General features: G+C 36.2%; 15 protein-coding genes. All 15 read right to left on the bottom strand.

The annotated features are described in order from the left end of the window. Positions 1-36: 36 nt before the first annotated feature. The 15 genes from RT41_RS08120 to RT41_RS08050 all read right to left on the bottom strand — a co-directional run bounded on the left by RT41_RS08120 (position 37) and on the right by RT41_RS08050 (position 20328). Complete coding sequence (locus RT41_RS08120; RefSeq protein WP_054639801.1) at positions 37-876, bottom strand: LysR family transcriptional regulator; 840 nt, start codon at positions 874-876, stop codon at positions 37-39. A gap of 554 nt (positions 877-1430) precedes the next feature. Beyond that, on the bottom strand, positions 1431-1613 hold the full coding sequence (locus RT41_RS08115; protein WP_054639802.1) for a hypothetical protein: 183 nt from the start codon (positions 1611-1613) through the stop codon (positions 1431-1433). Positions 1614-1895: 282 nt separating this feature from the next. Further along, on the bottom strand, positions 1896-3173 hold the full coding sequence (locus RT41_RS08110) for a hypothetical protein (protein WP_096818823.1): 1278 nt from the start codon (positions 3171-3173) through the stop codon (positions 1896-1898). A 1-nt stretch (position 3174) separates the two neighbouring features. Further along, positions 3175-4056: an ATP-binding cassette domain-containing protein gene (locus tag RT41_RS08105; RefSeq protein ID WP_096818821.1), complete on the bottom strand. Its 882-nt coding sequence runs from the start codon at positions 4054-4056 to the stop codon at positions 3175-3177. Between the two features lie 2 nt (positions 4057-4058). Next, entirely contained in the window at positions 4059-4424 is a 366-nt protein-coding gene (locus RT41_RS08100; protein ID WP_096818818.1) for a GntR family transcriptional regulator, read from the bottom strand. A gap of 292 nt (positions 4425-4716) precedes the next feature. Beyond that, on the bottom strand, positions 4717-6381 hold the full coding sequence (gene alsS / locus RT41_RS08095) for an acetolactate synthase AlsS (protein WP_096818816.1): 1665 nt from the start codon (positions 6379-6381) through the stop codon (positions 4717-4719). 244 nt (positions 6382-6625) lie between these two features. Beyond that, positions 6626-8449 (bottom strand): ABC transporter ATP-binding protein, encoded by a 1824-nt coding sequence (locus RT41_RS08090; protein ID WP_180752703.1) that lies wholly within the window; start codon positions 8447-8449, stop codon positions 6626-6628. Continuing rightward, a complete protein-coding gene (locus RT41_RS08085) occupies positions 8449-10218 on the bottom strand; it encodes an ABC transporter ATP-binding protein (protein WP_096818813.1) in 1770 nt (589 codons plus the stop codon). The genes RT41_RS08090 and RT41_RS08085 overlap by 1 nt, the downstream gene beginning before the upstream one ends. Before the next feature lie 581 nt (positions 10219-10799). Then, positions 10800-11438: a DUF624 domain-containing protein gene (locus RT41_RS08080; protein ID WP_054639809.1), complete on the bottom strand. Its 639-nt coding sequence runs from the start codon at positions 11436-11438 to the stop codon at positions 10800-10802. Positions 11439-11539: 101 nt separating this feature from the next. After that, positions 11540-13195 carry a type 2 periplasmic-binding domain-containing protein gene (locus RT41_RS08075; protein WP_096818811.1) on the bottom strand — a complete coding sequence of 552 codons (1656 nt, stop codon included), beginning with the start codon at positions 13193-13195 and terminating at the stop codon, positions 11540-11542. A gap of 72 nt (positions 13196-13267) precedes the next feature. Further along, a complete protein-coding gene (locus tag RT41_RS08070; protein WP_096818808.1) occupies positions 13268-14167 on the bottom strand; it encodes a carbohydrate ABC transporter permease in 900 nt (299 codons plus the stop codon). Positions 14168-14175: 8 nt separating this feature from the next. Then, complete coding sequence (locus tag RT41_RS08065) at positions 14176-15129, bottom strand: ABC transporter permease (protein ID WP_096818838.1); 954 nt, start codon at positions 15127-15129, stop codon at positions 14176-14178. Between the two features lie 10 nt (positions 15130-15139). Continuing rightward, entirely contained in the window at positions 15140-16579 is a 1440-nt protein-coding gene (locus tag RT41_RS08060) for a 6-phospho-beta-glucosidase (protein ID WP_096818804.1), read from the bottom strand. A 117-nt stretch (positions 16580-16696) separates the two neighbouring features. Next, complete coding sequence (locus tag RT41_RS08055) at positions 16697-18823, bottom strand: glycoside hydrolase family 3 N-terminal domain-containing protein (protein ID WP_096818802.1); 2127 nt, start codon at positions 18821-18823, stop codon at positions 16697-16699. Continuing rightward, positions 18823-20328: a glycoside hydrolase family 5 protein gene (locus tag RT41_RS08050; protein ID WP_096818799.1), complete on the bottom strand. Its 1506-nt coding sequence runs from the start codon at positions 20326-20328 to the stop codon at positions 18823-18825. Before RT41_RS08050 ends, RT41_RS08055 begins: the two co-directional genes overlap by 1 nt. Positions 20329-20350 lie beyond the last annotated feature (22 nt).

Genomic DNA, 20350 nt, shown 5'->3' with positions numbered 1-20350 from the left:
ATCTTTAAGATGTGTTTTTGTATTTCGAATATCTTTTCAAACTTTTAGAAGCTTTATTTTGTCCTTAATTTCATCAATGATTGCTTTGATGAGCGGATTTTTTTCTTCCGAAAAATAAATTCCTGTAAATTTACGCTTATATTTTTCACCAAGTGTTACATAGGGCATACCTTCTTCTACAAAACTCTTAGAAATTAACGATGCCCCAAGTCCTGCTTTAATTTGAGCCACGATGACATCATTATTATTAATCTGAATAATATGCCGAGGCTTCCATTCTCTTTCTTTCAAAAACTTACTTGTAAAATAACCAACTCCTGAACCATATTCTCTTCGAAAGAATACTCCATTCGATAGATCGCCAGCTAAGACCAATTCATCTTTAGAGATTTCAAAAGCATCAATAGAATCACTTGCTAAAGGCTTTTCAATAATTCCAAAATGAGCCGTATGATTATCAATCATTGATAGAACAGTTTCTGAATCAGTCATAATAACATTGACATCAATTTTATCCAGAAAAGGTTCAATTGCTTTCAAAACAGATGGTAATATTTTTGTACCAGCACTTTGCGACGTGGCAATTTTAAAAGGACTACGTGCCAACTCACGCTTTAGCAAATCCGCTTGTAGTTGTTCCCATTCGCGCAAGTATCTGACTGCAGACTTGTACAAGACTGATGCCGCAGGAGTTGGTGTTATTTCTTGATTGAACCCACGATAAAACAAACTGACTCCTAATTCTTCTTCTAACTTCTTAATTCTTACAGTTACTGTTGGCTGAGAAATAAAAAGGAGTTCACCAGCTTTTGTAAAATTCTTAGTTTCATATAAAGTAACAAAAGTTTCAAACAATGGATTCACAATTTTCCTCATTTTCTAAATTATTTTTGTAGTAATTTTATTATAAAATACTTCTGATTTTAAAACAAGGCTTATTATGGTTGTTTAATACAAGCTAGAACATGACTCGTAATTTACAGTAAATTATCTGCTCAGATGCGAATTGGACTTTCCCTTGATATTCAAAACATGCACTTTTATGAGGGCTACTTTATTAAGTCTGGCGGGATTCATAAGTGAATTTATTTCTACATCCGTTTCTCTGGGATTAATTTTTTGTGACTGGTATGAGTAGGTTAACCTTTTTTATCAGTGGTCTTCCCGTATTCTATTTATTTTCACAAAGAGGCTTAAAAATGCGCTTAAAACTTAATGTCTATCCAAATCCTCTCACTTATTTTCTCCAAACTAAAACACAAATGAATTTTTCATTAGCAAATGCCTCTCTATTCACATTAAAATGAAGAAAAGGGAATTTAAAAACGAGAGAACTGAGGAGCGTTCTCTCGGAAAGGAGTAACTAGGTTACTTGTTATATTTCTATTATACTGTTAAATCAGTCCGATCCAAAATGATATGCAATTCAATTACTCTTCATTTGTTAATTTATCCAGCTGAATTAAATGTTCAATCTGATTATTTAGGCTATCCCGTACATGGATAAGCGCGTGATTGTCATGTTTGTTCGTTAAAAGGAGGTCAATCCTTACTTTATTCACTAATGCTACAGCCTGTTTAAGGTCTGATATATTTTGTGTTTGTAATTTCATCTTATTCTCTACTCATCTCGTCTAATCTGTTATGACTTTAACACAATATTTTATCAAAGGCAAGCAAAACATGTATTTTTTTGACTATATTTTATCATATTAAAATGAAAAAAAGAGAAATAAATCTCTTTTTTTATCACTGTTTTATTATTATAATTCATCATCTTTATTTCAAAATAAAAGTCTAAGGAAAATAGAATTATTAATAGTAACTTTTATTCAAGAGTTTCACTCATTCCCGCTTATTATTGTGAACGCCTTCGATCAACATGTTAAATTGTATTAATTTTTTTGTCGCCTCAAACTTTTGTTCGTTATTCTACTGAACAAGTCATCAATTTTTTTATAATTGTTTAATGACATAAATATGGCAAAAGTAATGAAGAAAATCAAAATTCCTGGTAGGACGTTGTATTTCATTGTCCAAATTAAATCAACGCTGTTATATTGCTCGGACAAACCTAAGTTACCAGCAAGAGCATATGCAGCAAATAAAGCTGCCGTCAAGCTTAAGGGGAGACGTAAATTTGAAAAGAGTATAAAATTCCCATGTTCTTCTAAACTCAATTTTTCATATAAAAATTGGATAGTAAAAAATAAACCAATAATTAAGAGTAAAATCAGGCTACAAAGCAGTGACCATTTCGAAAAGGTGTCGAATTGGGTGAATAATGAATTGATATTATATTCATTACTTTTGATATGGTTTAATCCAAGGTAAGTATCCCATAAATTTGCTTGAATCATTTCTAGGCCGATTACAAAACCAATAATTGTCAATATTGCCGGAAGAACTCTACCAAAAATCAGGCCTGATAAGTAACCCAAAAAGTAATAAGCGATAGCCACAAATATTATGCACAACTGGTAAAATATTACTTTATTAAAGGGGGAGTTAAAATATCGTGTTGAAAATACTGCATACAGAAGACCTAGATTAATTGCGATGCCAACTATTGCAAATCCAATTAAAGGAAACAATGATGTTTTAATTTTACTTTTTAAAATATCCTTTCTACTAAATCCTGACGAAAATAACATTGTGTTGAAGTTCGTTCGATAATCTAAAAAACTAATTAAAAAACCTGCGATTAGAAAAATTAGACTCAGATAGGTGAAGTTCTTGTAAATTACGCTCGTCGTAAAAATGTATCCACTTGAAATTAAACTTCCAAGACTACTATCAGTAAAAAGTTTATCATAGATATACCCATAAAAATGTTTGAATGAGTCTTTAGAAATCTCGTATTTTCCTGTCTTGGAATTAAAACCGATAATGGAATTACTTCCTTTGGAGTAACCATAATCTAAAGCTTTTTGATAATCTTTCTGAGAATGATATTTTTTATTGATTTCCGATTCTATCTTTGTTTCTTTTTGAAGATAGCTGTTATAATCCGCCCTAGCTTGTCCAGATTTAAGATAATTTTGGTTCTTTTGCCAATAGTTTGTCGAATTAAACCCCACTACCATTGAGAATAAAATTAGTAACATGCCTAGACTAACGATTATCGTTTTGGATTTCTGCCAAGTCAGTCGATTTAAATTTTTTAATTCCAATTCATTTGTCCCCCTTAAGTTTTTCTTTTGAAAATTTACTGACTAAAATATCTTCTAAAGACAACGGTAGATCTTCAATAAATATTGGCTCTTCAGCAATGATTCTTTGTTTTAGCGCCTCTGAATAATTATCAAAGATAATCGTAGTCACTCTGCCTTCACTTATAATTGACTCTGCTGCTTCTCTGACAAATTGAGGTAAATTTGAATCCTTAAATGCAACTTGGATTTTGTGAATAGACATTTTTACTGTTGTTAGATCCAATATTGTGCTTATGGTTTTATTGTTTAATATTGCCACCTGATCAGCTAGTTTTTCCAATTCATGTAAGTTATGTGAGGCTAAAATTATACTTCTTTCCTGATCACTAATGGTATCAATCATTAAATCGACTACTTGTTTTCTAACAATCACATCAAGGCCATCAAGTGGTTCATCTAAAATTATATACGAACAATCAGTACATAAAGCTAAAATTACGATGATGAGACATTGTTCCCCTTTAGAAAATTTTTGAAATTGTTGATCTCCAATTTTGTATTCTTCTATTAATGACCAAAACCTATCTGAATCAAACAATGGATAAATCAAAGAAAAATAATTATCTATCGTCTTTAATCTCATGCCATCGAGGGGTTGATATTGAATATCTAGATAAAAAAAATCATTTTTCAAATGCGGAAATTCATTAATATTTTGCTGATTAATTATGATTTCCCCTTCATCTAACAAGTAATGACTTGCTAGAGAGCGAAATAACGTAGTTTTCCCTGACCCATTTCGACCAACAATGCCATAAATAATTCCTTTAGGAATGGATAAATTAATATCCTCTAATATTTTCACATTATCAATTGACTTACTTAAATTTTTAATCTCCAAATTTAATACTCCTCTTCCTCAATCCATTTATACACTAACTCTTTTGGAACCCTTGCATATTGTGCTTCAACAAGCCACGCTTTTAATTCTTTTTTCAATTTGTTTTGTGTTTGTATATCAATAACCTGCTCATCATCGTTTCTTTTGACAAAGGAGCCACGGCCTTTGATGGTCACAATTACATTTTGATTTTCTAATTCTTTATAGGCTTTGGCTACTGTATTAGGATTTACCCCCAATTTTTTCGACATATCTCTAACTGATAATATCTTATCCTCGGGACTCAGAATCCCTTGTATAATATCTTTTTTGACATTAAAAACGATTTGTTCATAAATAGCATCTTTATTATTAGGATCTACGTACATTTCACTCCTTTCTCTATGTGTACTATTACACACAGTACACTTGTGAATGTCAAGAACTTTTTTATTATTTTTTTGATTAAATTTTTATTCCATAACAGCCCATGATTACTGGCTTCTTTACCCATCAATCGTTTTCAAAGCTTCAAATTCTCTAGTTCCTAGTGTACGAGTATCAAATTTTTAATCTCTTTATAGAGAATGATATTAGATTTGAATCAAGAAAAAACCCTTGAACATAAAAGTTCAAGGGTTTTTTCTCTATTTTGTTATTTCACAAATTTCTTGTTTCTTATCAATAGAATTCTTCAGGCAGGAGGGTATCTGCGAGCTTGATGTTGTCTGAGTAGTCTATGGGGATATCAATCAAAACAGGACCAGATGTTTCTGGAATGTTCTTGATGATTTCGAGGAACTCTTCTGTGCTTGTCGCACGGTATCCTTTGGCACCCATTGATTCAGCGTATTTGACATAATCAACTGGTCCGAAGTCAACTCCTGATGAACGTCCGTATTTTTTTTCTTCTTGGAATTTAACCATATCAAAGTGTCCGTCATTCCAGATAATGTGAACGATAGGGAGGTTCAAACGAACGGCTGTTTCTAATTCTTGCCCTGTGAAGAGCATTCCGCCGTCACCTGACATTGAGTAGACACGTTTATTTGGACGGAGCAAACCAGCTGTAATTGCCCAAGGGAGTGCTACACCGAGTGTTTGCATCCCATTTGAGAAGAGCAGGTGGCGTGGTTCATATGATTTGAAGTAACGAGCCATCCAAATGTAAAGGGAACCTACGTCAACGGTAACCGTTTCATCATCTTTAACAATCGATTGGAAGGCATCGACCAATTCGAGAGGATGAATTCTTCCTTCTTCATGTTTCACTTCTTCGTCACGATAATTCATGATTTCACGAAGATCGGTCAAATATTCAATCGAACCTTCTGGAAGTTCATAACCTCGAACGGCTGGAAGCAAGTTTTCAAGTGTTTGAGCAATATTACCAATCAATTCACGTTCTGGTTGGAAATATGTGTCGATTTCAGCAATGGCATTATCAATGACAACGACACGACTGTCTATCTCAGCGTTCCAGTTACGTGCTTCGTATTCGATTGGATCATAACCAACAGCAATTACAAGGTCTGCACGTTTCAAAAGCATATCACCTGGTTGATTACGGAATAATCCGACACGTCCGAAGAACGTATGTTCCAAATCACGTGAGATAACTCCTGCCCCTTGAAAAGTTTCGACAACGGGGATTGAGACATGTGTCAATAAGTTACGCAATGCTTGCGCAACTTTTGGATCTGAACCACCAGTACCAACTAAAATTACTGGCAAAACTGCATTTTTAATGGCTTGTGCTAAATAATTGATGTCATCAATTGAAGCATTCCCCATTTTTGGCTCTGACATTGGTTTAATGGCTTTTACTGTCACTTCTGCATCAGTTACGTCCTGAGGAATTGAAAGGAAGCTTGCACCATGTTTACCAGATTTTGCTACACGCCATGCGTTAGCGATAGTTTCTGATAATGTGGATGGTTCTTGAACTTCAGCTGAGTATTTTGTAATTGGTGCAAATAATTCAGCATTTTTCATTGATTGGTGAGAACGTTTCAACAAATCTCCACGTTTAACTTGACCACCAATTGCAAGTACGGCGTCCCCTTCTGCAGTTGCTGTGAGAAGCCCTGTAGCAAGGTTAGAGACTCCAGGTCCACTTGTTACGAGTGCCACACCAGGCTTACCGGTCAAACGTCCAACGGCTTGTGCCATAAAGGCTGCCCCTTGCTCGTGACGTGTAACAATAAGTTGTGGGGCGTTTTCATCGCTTTCAAGTCGATCAAAAACATGGTCAATTTTTGCTCCGGGAATTCCGAACACATATTTGACATCGTGGTTGATGAGACTATCAACAATTAGATCTGAGCCGTATTTTTTCTCAGCCATTTCTTACCTCTTTTATATCTTAATTTAAACAATACATAACTTGTTTCCTACCTATTCTATCAGTTTTCATGCGTATTTTCAAAGATTGAAATTGTGATTTGATGCGCAGATTTTGGCAAGCGTTTGCAAGTTTTCTATGACAAACGTTTTCATTGTGATTACAGGACGGCTTTTTATTATTCAAATATATTTTATTAGTCGAACTTATTAAAATGGAAATGAATAAAATCATTCCCATTCTTTTTTAAACCTCTTTTTGGAGGGTTTGTAGACGATACATATCGGCGTAATAACCATTCATTTCGACAAGCTCATCATGCGTTCCACGTTCAATGATTTCGCCTGCCTCAAGAACTAAAATTAAATTGGCATCTTTGATCGTTGATAAACGATGGGCAATCGCCATTGTTGTCCGTCCTTGGCGCATATTACTTAAACCAAGCTGAATTAACGCTTCAGTTTCCGTATCAATATTAGCCGTTGCTTCATCCAAAAGGAGAATTTTAGGTTCACGAACCATTGTGCGAGCAAAATTAATTAATTGCCGTTCACCAGCAGAAAAGGCTGCGCCACCTTCAATAACTTTTGAGTCAAAGCCATGTTCCAAGTTTCTAATAAAGCCGTCAGCATGGACAAATTCGGCCGCGGCAATCGCTGCATCGTCTGAAATTTTTGGATTCATCATCTTAATATTATCCGTTACAGAAGCTACAAACATAAATGAATCTTGCAAAACGAGTCCAATTTTCTTGCGCAATTCTTCATTTGAGTAAGTTTTGATATCGACATCATCAATCAGTACCTGTCCTTCGTAAAACTCATAAAAGCGCATGAAGACATTTATAATACTCGATTTCCCAGAACCCGTATGTCCAACAAAGGCAATGGTCTCGCCTGGATGGACGACGAACGAAATATCCTTCAAGACTTGATTTTCACCGTCATACGAAAAATTAACATGACGGAATTCAATTTTTCCCTGACTAATAATGGGTCCATTTTTGTCATTTGTAACAGCAAGGTCTGGAGCTATATCTTCAGGTTCAGGTTTGTAAGTTGGTGCATATTCAGACTCTTCCATGATGGTTTTAATTCGACTGGCAGAGACAAGGCCATTGGAGAAATTTGACAAAGAGTCCATCAGATTTGAAATCGGATTGAAATAAATCTGCACGTTGGAGATAAAGGCGTAAATCAGGCCTGCTGCAACTACTGTATGCATACTGCGGTCTGAGAACATAATTAAGACGACGATGATCGAAACAGACATCAGGAAATTAACGAGAGGACTGAGTAATAATCCGTTGATTTGAATGACTCGTTTTCGATAACCGTAGTATTCTTCGTTGGTTTGGTCAAAAGCTTTACCTAAACGTGTTTCTTGTCTGAATTGCTGAATGATGCGTATACCTGAAATATATTCATTTAGTTTGGTGTTTAATTCTGATCGTTTTTTCAACATTAATTGATAAACACGTGTTGAAACACGTTGGTATATTAAGACACCCGCCAACAAAATTGGTAAGAAAATGAGCATAACGGACGCAATTTGATGGTCAATAATAAAGAGTGCCGTATAAGCAATGACAATCGAAATTATACTGGTTAAAGTGTTGAAGAGCATTTGCCAAAATGGAAAGAGGTCGGTGTCATTAGTGACCCGCGTAATTAACCAACCCGTCGGTTTTTGATCAAAATAGCGCATCCCTAGAGTATGAAGTTTTGCATAGACTTTTTTACGAATGTATTGATTGACAAAGATCGAACCATTTTGTAAATAGTTCCATTTGAAAAAGAATGCAATTGAGTTGATGATATTAAGCACAAAATAAAGAATTGCAAAGTACCAAATGATTTGATCAGTCGCTTTTTCTGTCTCCAAATAAGAATCCATAAAATTTGAGATAACGAATGGCATCACTGATGCCAAAATTGTGGTTACCACACTAAAGACAAAGGCTAGGATAAAATACTTTTTGAAAGGAAGTAAGAATTTAAAAATAAATTTAAAGACATTCCAATTTTCTTTGAAACTTAATTTTTGGTTTTGTTGATCGATATTTTCCATTATTCTTCTCCTTCCTTTTCTGTTTGATGGCCTAAATGACTTTCGATTTGTTGCATTTGCCACATTTTGGCATACCAGCCCTGATCAAGTTGGACCAATGCCTCATGTTTTCCACGTTCAGTAACTTTTCCACCTTCTAAAACCAGAATTTCATCGGCTTCCATAACGGAACTCAAGCGGTGACTGACAATGACCGTAGCAGATTCCTTTCGTCTGCGTTTTAAGTTCCCAAGAATTTCATTTTCTGTCTTGGCATCTACAGCACTTAAGGCATCATCTAAAATTAATAATTTAGGTTGAACAAGTAAAGCACGCGCAATAGACAAACGTTGTTTTTGCCCTCCTGAAAGTGACACTCCGCGTTCGCCAACCATCGTATCATATCCCTCAGAAAAACCGATGATATCATCATGAATCCCGGCAATTTGTGCTGCTTTCTCAACTTCTGCTTGACTAGCAGTTGCTTTTCCGAAACGTATGTTATCTCGAATGTTCATGGAAAATAAGAAATGTTCTTGCGGGACATAACCAATACTTGGCAAATATTCATCTAATTTATAAGCCATAATGTCCTGATTGGCATAAGCAATTCGTCCCTCATAATGGTCAAATTCACGCATTAATAATTTAATAATGCTAGATTTACCAGAACCAGTACGTCCAACTAATCCAATTAGATGACCTGGTTCAAGATCGAATGTGATGTCTTTAATCATTACTTTAGGATCATCAGGATAAGCAAAGTTTTGAACATCAAATGACAAGGTGCCTTTTTCAGGCATGTCAAGTTTACCATCTGCGACTTTAGACTCAGCTTTCTGATCCAATAGTTTTTCAACCCGAGAGTAGGATGCACGACCGCGCTCCATAACGTTAAAGAGCATCCCTATCGCAAACATAGGCCAAACTAAATTCCCAATATAGGTCATGAAGGAAACTAATTGCCCTAGACTTAAGACATTGTGAACGACATAATATCCCCCCAATAGGATCGTCAAGGTGTAAGAAATTCCCACAATAAATGTAATCAATGGGTCATACATTGAATCAATCCAATTGACTTTGACGTAGGCTTTATCAATATTATCTAATTTTTCCTGAAAATCGGCCTTGTCTTGTTCTTCTTCACCGAAAGATTTGATGGCTTTCATCCCAGTAATTGATTCTTGAACCTTATCGTTCATTTCTGAGAAGGTTTCTTGTGCCAATTCGAAACTTTCATGGATGCGGTCGCCTAATGTTTTAGAAACTAAAGCCAAAAGTGGAAGTGGCAAAACCGCAATGATGGTCAAACGCCAGTCAATAAAGATCAACATGGCCGCAATAGTTGTCCCACCTGTCATCATTGAATCCGCCCAGGTCAAAACGCCTAAACCAGCCACTTCTTGAATGGCATTGAGATCATTCGTAGCATGTGCCATCAAATCTCCTGTTCGATTCTTTTGATAAAAGAGGGTATCCATTTTTAGAAAATGGTGGAATAGTTTTGCTCGCATTATTTTTTCTAGGCGAAAAGCTTCTCCCCAAATATTTGTCGACCAAATAAAACGTGACGCGTATTCAAAAAGGGCAGTTGCAAGTAGAATAATTAAGTATTCTGTTAATAATGGCCAGGTCAAATTATGCTTGACAATATGGTCAATGACTTTCCCAATAATCAAAGGTGGAATCAGGTGTGTCATTGACACCATGAATAGCGCAAAAAGACCTATTCCATACCCTTTCTTCTCTGATTTAAAAAACCACCAGAGTTCTTTAAAGATTTTCATTAATATTTTCTCCAAAATAAACAAATTTTTTGTCATTCATGACAAAAGTTATAAAATTCTTTTATCTGTTAAATCAAATATACCAGACAAAATTATAATCTTTCTAAATATTTTCTATTTTATCACAAAGTATATATTAAATACTTGAATCTACTATGTTCATGATCTTACCCTCCTCAATCCTATTTTCATTTAATCTCGTCTTAATTTTGATCTAATCATAACGCTTTCACTTAAAATTGGCATCAAAAAAGAGGCTATGAAAGTAATCATAACCTCTCCTACTTTTTGAAAAGCATTCAGGAATATGATTTTACAACTATACTCACTTTTGGGTACACTTTCCCCCCTATGCAGCATACGTAAAACCAATCATATGCACACTAGTGATTAATGAATTTTTACTAATAATTTTAATGTCCATATGATTCATGATTGCTTCTCCTTTCGTTCCATTTTCCTTTATTCTCGCACAATCTTTTTTGCATGTCAAGAAGAAAAGGTTAAATTTTTAATTATTTTTACATATTGTTTTGAATTGTCCAGAATATATTACAAATTGGGCAAATCAGAAGTAAATCTTATACTTTTTGCACTTCATCATCTTCCAAACGATAACGATTAAAAACTTTTTCAATCAGTTGAGAATTTATGAATGCAGCAAGTGCAATTGCTGTGACAAGCCAAACAAAGAACAGTTTTGGCAAATAAATTGGAAACATGACAATTAAACCACCATTAATCACTAAAATAAGAATTGATGCTGCCATGTTTTCAAAGCTCATCCGAAAAGAATTAACTAATGTAAGAATAGGTTTATTTTCAAAACGTGCTACAAGTGGGAATAAATAGCCGAGTGCTAATAAAATGATAGTTAATATAATAATGAATAGGAGATTCAAAAATTTTAGATCTAACATAAGTTTACTTATAAGTGGATAAACAAGGATTGATAAACCCAAAAAGGCCAGTACACCAAACCACAATAGTGTTGCCTCTTTAAAATTCTTCCTCATCTCTTGGACAAAAAATTTAAACAGATTAGATCGACTTTCCCCTTTATTGAGTTTAAAGAAACACGAATAGAGCGCCGTTATATTAGCACCAATAGTGATGATCGGAATGGAAAATAGAACAAAACAACAATTCAGTATGATCACTTGATAAATGCTGACCAGAAGTTTATAAAACCATCCGTCAGGGTTAAAAATACCGCTCATGGGTCCTCCTTTTTTTCTTTATCATTTCATTTTAGCATGGATTGGATCATAATAAAAGATAAGACTGGAAAATGCCCAGTCTTATACCTTTCCTATTCCAATTATTTTGTAGGTGTGCTCGCATTCTTATCCATGCCCAATTTTTTAAGATTATCTTGGACTTTTTCGTTTTGAACTTTCACTACACCTTCATAACCATTATTTTTTCTAAACGTCTTGTACGTTGAAATCAATTCATCAAATTTCTGATCACTTGGTGCACGTACAGCAGATACTAATGTATTCAACCATTGTGTTTGCAATGTTGTTAGATTACGTGCCTCAGGTGTGTTCACATCTGGTGTCGTATTTTCAGTTGGGAATTCTGGTGTCAAGTAATTTTTTCCCCAATCGAAGACTGTTTTGACAGAATCTTGATAGGCGTCTGGACTTAGGGCTTTGTACTTATCGTGACCAAATTGAATGAATTCGCCTAAACGATAGTCCGTAGCAAATTTACCAGGGTCTGTTTGTTGAGCCTTACGTGTTGCTTCAGTCAAAATTGCTTGGCCGTTTTTCATGTTGTAAGTTTCACCCTCAACACCGTAGTTAGCAACCATATTACCGTATTTAGATTGAAGATATGTGAAAACTTGCATTGCTGTCGCAGGATCTTTTGAATCTTTAGTGATGTAATTGATCATCCAGCCTGAGATACCTGATTGGTTCAATACCGGTTTGCGACCTTCAGTTGAAGTGATGGCATCCACGGCTACATAGGCAGAATCTTTGTGAGCAGAATCCCATGTTTGAAGTGGATTTCCATAATTGATGGCAGAGCCTAAAATGATGGCTGCATATTTTCCTGTTTGGATATTTTGTTTGTATTTGTCATCCGTTGCAGTAAAGCTGTCATCAGAAATCCCTCCATCTTGATGGACTTGACGTAAAGCTTTCAACCAGGTCAAATAATCTTTATCCATGTCTCGGTCATAAATTTTACCATCTTTATAATATGGGACACCAAGTAAATTTTGAACTGTTGAATCCAATGCATTCGCATCAGGATTGGTCATCGCACCAAAACCAAGCGCTGTCAAATTAGGATATTTCTCTTTGATTTGTTTCATGACTTTAACAAAGTCTTCAGGTGTGTCCATTTTTGGTTCACCAAGTGCTTTGTAGACATCTTCACGGATAACAACTGCTTCTTGAGGTTTGATTGCCCCTGATTTGTAATCTGCTTCGGTATTGGAATAATCTGGATAGCCGTAAGTATTTCCGTCTGACAGTTTAAACCAGTTCATCGTATCCTCACTGGCCACTTTATTCCAGTATGGATCATATGTAGTTGCCAGCTGATTCAAAGGCAAAGCCCATTTATTCGCTGTTTTTGATACTTGAGTCGTCATATCCCAAGTCGAAATAATATCTGGTAATTTTCCTGAGGCAAACATGGTGTTCAATTTTGTATTGTCACCCGTGACAAATTTGATATCGATGTTTAAATCTTTTTTGATTTGTTTTGTTACGACGTCTTTACCAAATGATTTATTCCACCAGTCTGCATTGACGTACCAAGTCAATGTTTTATTTTTTTTGGTATCCAATTTCCATGCAGGTGTTGAATCTGATGGTTTATAGCGTCCGTCTAACGATGGTAATTTTACATTTGATGTCGCACTCTTTGAACTTGAATTAGAACTTCCACAAGCTGCTAAAGTTAGCGTAGCACCAGCAATAATTAAACCAGACAAAATAATTTTTGATTTCTTCATAAATGAAGTCTCCTTTTTAAAATTTCATTATTATATACGACTGAATAGTTTTATGACATTGCGGTCAACTCCTTATTCTTTTACAGCACCTAACATCATTCCTGATAAGAAATGTTTTTGGAGAAGCGGATAAATAATTAGGATTGGTGTTGCTGTAACAACGATTGTTGCCAATTGAATTCCCTGGGTTGTTGTCAAAGATTGTGACAGAGGATTGAATCCTTGGGTTTGTGAAACTTGTGACTGCACAATAATTTCATAAATCCGCATCTGCAATGGCCAGAGTGCCTCATTATTGACATATAATTTGGCTGTCATGAAGTCATTCCATTGACCAACACCATTAAACAACGCGATGGTTGCTAATGCTGGTTTTGAAAGTGGCAAGATGATGGATGAAAAAATCTTAAAATCACTTGCGCCATCAATTTTAGCAGATTCTTCAAGTGAAACTGGAACATCCCTAAAGAAATTCATCAAGATGATCACATCGTAGTAGCTTAATAAAGCTGGAATGATATAAACTAAGAAATTATCAATCAATCCCAATTGTTTAATCAGCAAATAAGTTGGAATCATCCCCCCACCAAAGAACATGGTAACAATTCCCATGGCTGAATAAAGACTACGTCCACGCAATAACTTTTTACTCATCCCATAAGCCATCAATGAACAAAAGAGGACGTGTGTAATAACACCTATGACTGTTTTCGAAACCGAAATCCCAAAAGCAGTCCAAATGGTACTGTCACTTAGAACAGCTTCATAATTAGCAATTGTCAAAGACTTAGGGAAGAAGATAAAATTCTGTGCCATGGCTGATTCTGTTGCAAAAGATGAGATGACAACGTTCCATACGGGAACAACAATAATTAAGGCAAACAGTGTCAATAATACAACATTAATAAGATTAAAGATTTGACCGTCTCGGTCTTTAACTTTATTTTTATTACGTTTTAATTTTTTACTCATTTTTCCTCCTACAACATGGAATTATTATCGTTTAATTTCTTAGTCGCAAAATTAGCCGCAACCAATAATATCAATGAAATAATCGAAACACCTAGACCAACAGCAGTTGCATAAGAGAAATTGCCTTGCACAAGTCCGACACGATACACATATGAATTGATTACTTCTGCATTCGGTTGATTTTGAGCATTCATTAAAACTAAGGTTTGATCCAAATTTGAACCAAAGATTCCAGAGACCCAAAGAATGGTATTGAGCGCAATCATTCCTCGGATATTAGGTAATGTAATTGACCAAATCATCCGCACTCGACTGGCACCGTCCATTTTTGCCGCTTCATAAAAAGTCGGATCAATTTTCGCCATTGCAGCAAGATAAAGAATCGTGCCCCAACCAACTTCTTTCCATGTATCCGATAGGGCGGCAATCCACCAGTATGCACCAGTTTCCAACATATGATTCGCACTGCTGTGAATTCCAACAAAACCAAGTAATTGATTGAAAAGTCCTTGTGTTGACATCCAGGTAATAATCATCCCCCCTAAAATAATCCAACTGATAAAGTGAGGGAGATAAGAAATCGTTTGAACGACCCGTTTGAAGATTGAATCACGTAATTCATAAATCATCAAGGCAAAAATAATTGACAAAGGGAATTCAATCAGCAACTTTAATAAGCTGATGCCTAAAGTGTTGACCACAGATGACCAAAAATAATGGTCAGACATGATGATTTGAAAGTTTTCCCAGCCAACCCAAGGTGCTGACCAAATAGTATCAACAACTGTCATATTCTTGAAGGCAATAATCAAACCGTACATGGGTAAGAAACCAAAAATGAGTAAGAAGATAACTCCTGGTAGTGTCATGACTTGTAGCTGCCATTGCTTACCAAAACTGTGGAGCCACTGGCTGAACCTATTTCCTTTTTTCTTTTGTTTTAATTGATATGCCTCTTCCATCTTTTCCCTTTCAAATTCCATTCCTTTCAATCACGGCTTGATACCAATTGAAAGAATCTTTCTTAATCCGATTCAATGACCCATTTCCTTGGTTATCTTTATCAACATAGATCATTCCGTAACGCTTTTCCATTTCGCCAGAGCCAAAGCTCACCAAGTCAAGAATTCCCCAAGGTGTATAGCCCATAACATCAACACCATCTTCATTAATGGCTAGTTCCATCTGCTCTATGTGATTTTTGAGGTAATCAATTCGATAATCATCATGGACAAGACCTTCGTCAGTTATTTTGTCATAGGCGCCAAAGCCATTTTCGACAACGAACAGTGGTTTTTGATAACGTTCATAGACTGCATTCAAGACATATCTGAGACCGACAGGGTCAATTTGCCAGCCCCAATCGCTCGCACTAATATAAGGGTTTTTGACCATTTTAGCCTCAGGGAAATCGGGAATAGCCTGACCACGCACATTTTCTAAAGTGGTGACGGCATTTGACATATAATAAGAAAACCCAATGTAATCAACGCAACCCATTTGTAAGGCTTCAAGTTCTTCGTCACTTATATCAATAACGAAATCATGCTTCTTCCAATATTTTTTTACATACGTCGGAATAACACCACGAACATGGACATCACTGTAGAAAAAGCGACGGTCATTGACTTTAACTGATGCCATAATGTCTGTTGGATTACAAGAATAAGGGTAAACTGGCACGTATGCCATCATACATCCAATTTGGAAATCCGGATTAATTTCGTGACCAATTTTAACCACTCGCGCTGAAGCGATCAGTTCATTTATTGCGGCTTGGTAAACAACCTCTTCTTTATTTTCGTTCGCACCAATAATTACTGCCGAGTTTGTCCACACGTGAAGTGGCCACTGTCCATCCGCCTGATTATTGATTTCATTGAATGTCATCCAGTACTTTACTTTATCTTTGTACCGTTCCATCACGACTTTGGCATAGTGAGCGAAAAAGTCAATACATTTTTTGTTGCGGAATCCACCATATTCAGTGTATAAATGATACGGAATTTCAAAATGTGAAAGTGTAATGACTGGTTCGATACCATTATTTAATAATTCATCAAATAATTCGTCATAAAATTGTAATCCCGCCTCATTGGGTTCTAACTCATCACCATTTGGGAAAATCCGGCTCCAAGCTATTGAAGTTCGAAAAGCTTTCAACCCGAGCGTTTTAAAAAGCTGAATATCCTCTTTGAAACGATGATAAAAATCACTGGCCTCATGGCTAGGATAATATTCCCCTTCAACTACTCCTTCTGTAATTTGTCGATCAACACCATTGGCTCCAGCTGTAATGACATCTGCAATGGATAATCCCCGACCATTTTCTAAATAGGCACCCTCAATTTGATGCGCTGAGACTGCTCCCCCCCATAAAAAATTGCTGGGGAATTTTTTTATTTCTTTCATATTTCATCCTTTATATAAATTGTAACCGTTTTATTTTTACGTTGCAACCCCTTACAAATAATTAGAACCACGTTTCACGATTTAGGTTAAGGTACCATTATGGTACATCTTGTACCTTTATTTCAATTTCACGTTGCAACTAATGCGGGCCTTTGATAAATCATTAATATAAAAATGAATCGGTCCATTTTCAATAACTTTTGTCCCTTTATTGTCAGCATAAGACAAATCGGCAAGTGTGAATTTAAAACTATAATCCTCCGAATGTTTCGCTTTCAAATCTAATTTGACAAAGTCTAATAATTCTCTAACGGGTCGAACTATTCTGGCAATTGGGTCTTCAAAAAAGAGATTAAGAGTAAATTTACTATCATATTGGCTATGATTGCTTATTCTTACATGAATTTCAATGACATCGTCTTGATTAATTTCGAATTTCGAAAGACTTACATCATCAATTGAAAACTCATCATATTGCAAACCAAATCCAAATGGGAAAAGGGGGCCAATTTCAATGTCTTGATAACGAGAACTATATGTACTTTCGTTAGCTGGACGGCCAGAACGTAATTCATTATAGCGAATTGGTACTTGAGCACTGACCCGCGGAAATGACATTGGTAAACGCCCTGCTGGTCGCTCGATTCCCAAAACGAGTTGAGCAACAGCATTGCCCATTTCATTACCAAGATACCAAGTCCAAAGGAGTGCATCAAGATCAGCAATGACCGATTGCAAGGCTAATGGGCGGCCTGATAATCCAATCGCAATGATTTTCTTTCCCATTCCTTTCAGACTACGGATCAATTCTTTTTGATCATCAGCAATTTCCAAGTCACTACTTGAATGCCCCTCTCCACTCCAATTTGAAGCTTCGCCAATGGTTATGATGACTTGAGTTGCATACTTAAGCTCCTTATCGGGAACCTCATCAAGTGTTTCATAGGCCTTAATCGGACAATTCTGATTTTTAAACCCTTGTTCAAATGAAATGGTTTCTGTTTCTTTTCCCTTGCAAGCCCAATTACCTAGGAGGTCTTGCGTTTTTGCGAATGGCCCAATCAAAATTAAATTATCCTTACGATTGACAGGCAAGATATTTTGGTTATTTTTCAATAAGACAGTTGATTCTAGCGCAGATTTTCTTGCAAGTTGAATGAATTTTTCTTGACGAACCACTGTTTTTTCTGATTCTTCTGATGCAAATGGTTGTTCAAATAAGCCCAATTCATTTTTGAGACAGAGTATTTTCCAGACCGCTAAATCAATTTGTTCGAGTAGTTCTGGTTTTTCCTCGAGTATTTTGGAACCATAGGTGAGAAAGGTATTGGAAAGCATCTCTATGTCAATTCCAGCAGACATTGCAAGATCGCCAGCCTCTTTATCGGAGTCAGCGACACCATGATTTTTTAGTTCACCGACCGCCCCCCAATCTGAAATATTAAGGCCGTCAAAACCAAATTTTTCTCTGAGTAAATCATTCATTAAGTAACGGCTTGCAGTGACTGGTTCTCCATTTAAACTATTGAAAGAAGCCATTACAAAACGAGGGTTGGCGGATAAAGCAATTTCGTAAGGACGTGCATAAAAACCGTAAAATTCTTTTTCGCTCATGTCAACACTGGCATAATCTTTTCCAGCTTCGGGTGCCCCGTAGGCAACGAAATGTTTTAGGCAGGCGACCACATGATCATTAAGAATTTCACCATTCTCGCTCCCCTGATAACCTTCAATCATTGATTTCCCTAATTCACCTGCCAAAAATGAATCCTCGCCAAATCCCTCCATAACTCTTCCCCACCGAGGGTCCCTTGACAAATCCACCATTGGCGAGAAATTAACATGAAGACCAGTCGCTCGCATTTCTTCAGCTACCGCCTCAGCAACATCTTTAACTAATTCACGATCGAAACTACTTGCTAAGGCTAGCGGGATTGGAAATGTTGTCCGATAACCATGAATTGCATCATGCATAAATAAGAGGGGAATTTTCAAACGGCTCTTTTTAAGATATGTCCTTTGAATCTCATTGATAACCGCAGTGCTTGACACACCTAAGACCGAGCCGATTTGATAAATATTTTCTGCATTAAAACCTAGGTCCTCCATTGAAGGACCTGTTTCGACCAATTCCTCTTTGTTTGGCATTTCAAGAAAATGCTCCCCCGTCGTTTGTGTCATTTGTCCAAACTTATCTTCAAGCGTCATTTGTTCAAATAATGCACTTAATTTCTCAAGCTCCATTAATTACTCTCTCCTTTAATCCAAGTTAATGCATCAAGTTGAATGGGAAATTGCCCCTTATTTTCTACATCGACTATTTGTCCTCTTTCTTTTGGTTCAAATGTTATTTCAAGCGTAAATTGATTTGTCTTTATCAAGTGTCCCTTCCCATTTATTGCTAGTTCTGCAGGAATATGATTACTTTTTCCCACTAGGCATAACTTAGTCGCATTAAAATTCGGTTTCAAGTACTGGATTGAGCCCGCATTGGATAACGCATAGGTTTCCATTCTGCTTTCATTATTAAGCTCATTTTGTAAAATTGTATGTCCGTCAAAATTGATGCCATTCAAACGGTAGGTTCCATTTCGCAAAATGGCTTGATCAACTTCATCGTGCAAGATCGCATGGTCAGTTTTTATTAGTCTGAGGTATTCATTAAAAAGTTTGAGTGCTGCCTGATAGGGGATTTTCTTTCCTCCCTTAGAATAGGCGATAAAATCATCCCAGTGATTTGGACGCTTAATTTCGACAGAACAATTGTCATTTCCCATTTTTTTATAGGGCCAAAAATGATATGAAATCTTATTTTGATCGCAAATCCCCGTTACAGCAGCAAACCATTCTAATCTATTTTCCCCTGTTTCGCCTAACCAAAGAGGGACTTGAAATTTTTCACTTAATGCTAAGAATGGTTCAAATATATCAATGAATGGTGCATCCCAATACCGATGAAAGTGAATTACCCAATTGGAATCATATTGGCGGTCAAATACTCGAGTGTCCGTTGCCCAATGATGTCCTTCGATTGAAATGCAATGATTCGAATCATGTTGACGAATGCGTTGAATTGCTTCTTCGTAAAAACGAATTAATTCTGGCACTAAAAATTCACAATCTGAATAGTGACGGTCAGGATCAGCAGTACGAATGGGTTCATTAAGCAAATCATACCCTGCAATCACCTCAAAACTGGCATAACGTTTGGCTATTTCTTCCCACAATGCCAAACCTTTTTCAAAACTATCAGCATCAAGTAACAGGCGAGGCACATCGTCTATTGAGTCATCAATATTTGCTCCCGTTTGTCCTCCCGGCGCACCATGTAAATCAAGCCAAAGATACATATCCTCATTCTGACACCATTTGATAACCTCATCAATGATTTCAAAACCGCTCTCAATAAAGTGAATCCCAGGTTCTTCTTCCATGAACAAGCGCCAATTGAGCGGGAGACGAATTGAATTATATCCTTGTTTTTTAATTCGCTTCACATCGTTCAAATTAAAGTAGTTTTCTCGATAGGTTTGCCAAAATTGTTCAGATTTCTCACTTCCAATGAGTTCCCGAACAACTGCTTCAATTCGACGAGGGCGATCTAATCTGGAACTATTTTGGTAATCCCACATATAGCCCTCACAAAGGAGCCAATTTCCAATGCCCCATCCCGTGAGTTGAATCTCACCACCATCATTGACTAGGACTTTCCCTGACGACCGAATAAATCCATTTACGTTTTTTGTCATGATTTCTCCTTAAAATACATAT

The sequence above is a fragment of the Lactococcus fujiensis JCM 16395 genome, assembly GCF_002441655.1.
In the GTDB taxonomy this organism is placed as follows: Bacteria; Bacillota; Bacilli; order Lactobacillales; family Streptococcaceae; genus Lactococcus; species Lactococcus fujiensis.
The sequence above is the reverse complement of the archived record's forward strand: the minus strand, read 5'-3'. Positions and strand labels throughout refer to the sequence as shown.